At 74.0% G+C, this 4,850-nt stretch carries 2 protein-coding genes; both read left to right on the forward strand.

Features of this window, described 5'->3' with window-relative positions; genetic code table 11:
• Positions 1-710: 710 nt before the first annotated feature.
• Entirely contained in the window at positions 711-2,744 is a 2,034-nt protein-coding gene (locus AAHZ94_RS28505; RefSeq protein ID WP_349996455.1) for an MMPL family transporter, read from the forward strand.
• Between the two features lie 544 nt (positions 2,745-3,288).
• On the forward strand, positions 3,289-4,850 hold a 1,562-nt coding region (locus AAHZ94_RS28510), incomplete at its 3' end, for a sensor histidine kinase (RefSeq protein WP_349996456.1).

Genomic DNA, 4,850 nt, shown 5'->3' on the forward strand with positions numbered 1-4,850 from the left:
GGTGGCTGGTGGCTGGTGGCTGGTGGCTGGTGGCTGGTGGCTGGTGGCTGGTGGGTGATGAGTGATGGGGGGTGGCGGGTGGTTGGTGGGTGTTCGGGCCGGTAGGGGTGGGGGCGCGTTCGGGCCGGTGGGAGTACGCGGATGGCGCCTTTACGAGGGAGTGGGGTCGGGGTGCCTCGTTGAGCGGCCGGGCTAGCTGGGGCCGAGCGGGGGCGGCGCGTACTCCTCCGGTAGCTGATGCCGTGACCGACTTCCGGACCTGCGGCTTCCGACTCCGGACTCCCGGCGCGCGGCCTGCGGCTCCCGGCTCCCGGCCAGTCGAGGAAGCTGCGCGGAGTACTCCCCCGGGAGTAACGCCAGGCCACTGAGCCCCGTCGAAGTACCGCCCATCTCCCTCCCCGCGCCGACGCTTCCCCCCCCCAAGCCCGGAAGTCTGGATGTGTCAGCCCCCCACGCAGAGAAGGGGGGCCCGCATGGCGGTCACACGGACCACCAGGGGCGACGCGGGCGCAGGGGCCGCGCAGGACTCGGGCAGCGCACGAGGGGACGGGGTGCCGGGCGGCGGCCCGGGCGGGGCCGGCGGCGGACCAGACGGCGCCGGCGATGGCGCGGCGCCCAGGGGAGCGCCCGGCCCCGTGGCGAGCAAGAGACAGCGGCGGGGCGTGCCGTGGGCCGTGATCGGCCTGTGGATCGCCATCCTCGCAGTGGCCATGCCCTTCGCCGGCAAGCTGAGCGGCGTCCAGGACGACACCGCGGTCAACTACCTCCCGGCCAGCGCCGATTCGACCCGTGTGGCCGAGCTCCAGGCGGCGATGCCCGGTGGCGACACCACCGATCTGATCCTCGTCTACCACCGCGAGAGCGGTCTCACCGAAGCCGACCGGGCCAGCGCCCGATCGCACGTGGCGAAGCTGGCCGACGACTACGAGTTCAGCGGTGGCCAGCAGCCCCGGGCGGTGGACTCCAAGGACGGCACGACGGTGATGTACGGGGTGTCGCTCAGCGGCATGCCCGACGAGGAGGACCAGAACAAGGCGGTCGACGACATCAGGGAGGCCGTCGACGCCCACCCCGAGGGGCTGAGCGTGGACGTCGGCGGCTCCGGCGGCCTCGGCGCCGACGCCAACAAGGTCTTCGAGACCGTGGACGGCACGCTGATGTTCGCCACCGCGGGGGTCGTCGCCGTCCTGCTGATCCTCACCTACCGCAGCCCCTTCCTGTGGCTCGTGCCGCTGGTCGTCGTCGGCGCCGCCACGGTCACCGCGATGGCCGTGGTGTACGGGCTGTCGCAGGCGTTCGACGTGACCATCACCGGGATGAGCTCGGCCGTCATGACGGTCCTGGTCTTCGGTGCCGGCACGGACTACGCCCTGCTCCTCGTCGCCCGGTACCGCGAGGAACTGCGCCGACACCCGCGCCCGTACGACGCGATGGTGGCCGCCGTGCGCGGTTGCGGCCCCGCGGTGCTGGCCTCGTCCGGGACGGTGGCCGCCGGCCTGCTGTGCCTGCTCGCGGCCGACCTGAGCAGCAGCAAGGGGCTCGGCCCGGTGGGCGCGGCGGGCGTGGTGTGTGCCCTCGCGGCGATGATGACGCTGCTGCCCGCCATCCTGGTGCTGCTCGGCCGCCGTGTGTTCTGGCCGCTGATCCCCGCGTATGGCAGCACCCAGAGCGGCCGGCGCAACGTCTTCGCGGCGATGGGTGGTTCGGTCAGCCGCCGCCCGGTCACCTTCCTGGTGGGCGGTCTGGTGCTGCTCGGAGTGCTGGCCCTCGGCACGTTGAACGCCCCCGGCGACCTCAAGCAGGAGGACACCTTCACCAACAAGCCCGAATCGGTGTCGGCGATGGAGACCCTCGCCGAGAAGTACCCCGAGCAGGGCGCCCAGCCCCTGACCATCATGGCCCCCACGGGCAGCGCGGACGCCGCACTGAGCACCGTGCGGTCCCAGGAGGGGATAGCCAGCGCGGAGCGCGGCCGTAGCGGCGCTGGCTGGACCGAGATCAGCGCGTTCGCCAAGGACGCCCCGGAGTCGTCCGGCGAAGTCCGCACCATCAAGCAACTGCGCTCCGCCCTCACCGACCTCGATGGTGGCAAGGCCCTGGTCGGCGGCGCCAGCGCGGAACAGATCGACCTGGAGAAGACCAACGCCGACGACCGCAAGGTGGTCATTCCGCTGGTGATGCTGGCGGTGTTGCTGATCCTGATAGCGCTGCTCCGCAGCCTGGTCGCCTCGGCGATGCTGGTGGGCGCCGTGGTCGCGGTCTGGGGAGCGGCCTCCGGCCTGGGCGGGCTGCTCTTCGAATCGGCCTTCGGGCTGGAGGGCATCGACCCCGGGCTGCCGCTGATCACCTTCGTCTTCCTGGTCGCGCTGGGTGTTGACTACGGCATCTTCTTGATGCACCGCATGCGTGAGGAGGCAGTCAAGGGGGCGAGTACGCCGCAGGCGGCCCTGACCGCACTGCACACCACGGGGGGTGTCATCGCCTCCGCGGGCCTGGTGCTCGCCGCGACCTTCGCGGTGCTCGCGACGATGCCGATGGCGATGATGCTGGAGTTGGGCTTCATCATCGCGGTGGGCGTCCTCCTCGATACCTTCCTGGTCCGCACCTACCTGGTGACCTCAGCGAGCCTGCTCCTCAACCGCTGGGTCTGGTGGCCGGGCAAGCTGTTCCGCCGCCAGTCCGCACAGATAGCGACCGGCCCGGCCAGCGCGGACGAGCCGGTGACGGCCGAGCGCGTGGGGTGACCGAAGCCCACCGCTGGGTGCCCCGCCCGCCGACCCCGCGCCCACCACGGCGCGACGGCCGGCGCGCGGGGCGCGAGCCGCTGGATCGGGTGGAGCGGGCTCTGTTGGTGCGGCACGTTGTGGTGCGGCTTGCTGGATGGGCAGCCGTTCGATGGGGCGGCAGGCTGCCGCGGGTCAGGGCGAGTTGCTGTGGTGGGTTGCCGCGGGGGCGGGGTGAAGCTGCTGTGGCGGGTCGCCGCGCGGACGGGGCGAACCCGGCGTGGTGTGGGCCGGACTCGGTGTGAACCGGAGCGAACCTGGTGCGGGGTGCGGGGTGCGGGGTGCGGGGTGCGGGCCGGGGGCCGGGGCGTGGCGGCGGGTTCGGCGTGTGGGGTGTGGGAGGGGCGGAGTGGGGCGGAGGAAGGGAGGGGGAGGGGAAGGGGGGGGCGGGCCCGGGGTGGGGGTTTGGGAAGCCGGTGGGGGCGGTGCCGCTGGATAGTTATCCACAGGGCTGGGGCGGCCCTGCACGAATGTCAGAGCCGTAGCGCACGATGGGACCGTGCAGATGAGCGAATTCACCGCCGCGTTGCGCGGCGTACGGCATCCACCCACGGTGGCCGCGCCGACCCGGCCCACGGGGCTGGACGTCGCGCTCGCCGTGGTGGTGCTTGCGGTGCAGACCGCGTTGGCCATCAGCGTCACGAACGACGGCAGCCGGCCCGACCTCTTCGGCTGGATTCTGCTCGTCGTCAGCGCCCTGGCCCTGGTCTCCCGCCGCACGGCCCCCACGGTCACGACGGTGGTGGTGGTCCTCGCCGTGGGCCCGTACCACTCGCTCGACTACGCCCATCTCGCCACGGTGCCCGCCGGGATAGTGGCGCTGTACGCCCTGGCGGTCGGCGCTCCGGCCCGACGGTCGCTGTGGGCGCTCGCCATCATCGTGGCGGTGATGGCGGTGGTCATGTCCAACTCCCCGGACCACCAGGCGCTGGGGGAGATGCTGCGCAGTTCGGGCTGGCTGCTGGCCGTGGTGGTGATCGGAATAGCGCTGCGTACGCACCGCAACTACGTGGCCGCCATCGTCGAGCGGGCCGAACGGGCCGAGCGCACCAGGGAGGAGGAGGCTGCGCGCCGGGTGGCCGAAGAGCGGCTGCGGATCGCCCGGGACCTGCATGACCTGTTGGCCCACAGCATCACGTTGATCGGTGTGCAGACCTCGGTGGCCGCCCATGTGCTGGTCGCCGACCCGGACCGGCTCGACCGGGACGCGGTGTCCAAGGCGTTGGATTCGATAGCCGACACCTGCCGGGCCGCCCGGGCCGAACTCCGGACGACGCTCCAGGTGTTGCGCGCCGGGGAGGCCGAGCCGGCCCCGGACGCCACCCGACCGCCCCCGGGCCTGGCGGGCCTGCCCGACCTGGCCAGGTCGGCCGAGATGGCGGGCGCTCGGGTCACCCTGGAGCTGGACCTGGCCCCGGACACGGCCGCCGAGATAGCTCCGGCGGTCGGCGCCGCGGCCTACCGGATCGTCCAGGAGGCGCTGACCAACGCGGTCCGGCATGCGGGCCCCGACGTCCGTACGGTCGCTACGGTCCGCCGGGTGTCGCTCCCCTGGGCGGAAGGCGAGGCGTTGAACGTCACGGTGTGCGACGACGGCCCGGTGCTCGCGGCCGGCCCGGCGCGGCCGGCCGCCGGGCGCCGCGAGCGGCCTGCCGATCCCATGGGCGGGGGCGAGGAGTTCGGGCACGCCGTGGCGTGCTGGCCCACCGAGCCCGGCGGCGTACCGGCGCGGGGCGGCCGGGCCGTCGACGGTCGGGACCGTACGGCAGGGGGCGACGGACGGCCGGGCGCCTCGGCAGCCTCCGTCGAGCACTACTGCACGGGCGCCCCGCAGGAGGCGGACGGCGGCGCTGCCTGGCAGAGCGTCGGCGCCGGTGTGTGGGGCCGCGGCGCCCCGGCACCGGGGCTCGACGGCCGTTCCGCCGGGGGCGCGCCCCCCCGCGCCCGGGCCCGGGCCCCCCCGCCCGCCCCCGGCGCGCCGGGGGGGGGGCCCCCCCCGGGGGCGCCCCCGGGCGCCCCGAGGCCACCGAGCTCGCGGAGCCGGGCCGTCTGGCCGTCCTTGATGCC

The organism is Streptomyces sp. HSW2009 (assembly GCF_040240285.1).
Lineage (GTDB): Bacteria > Actinomycetota > Actinomycetes > Streptomycetales > Streptomycetaceae > Streptomyces.

Excerpts from the sequence above, each read along its gene's own strand:
- AAHZ94_RS28505 (WP_349996455.1), top strand. The coding sequence starts at position 711 with ATGCCCTTCGCCGGCAAGCTGAGCGGCGTCCAGGACGACACCGCGGTC.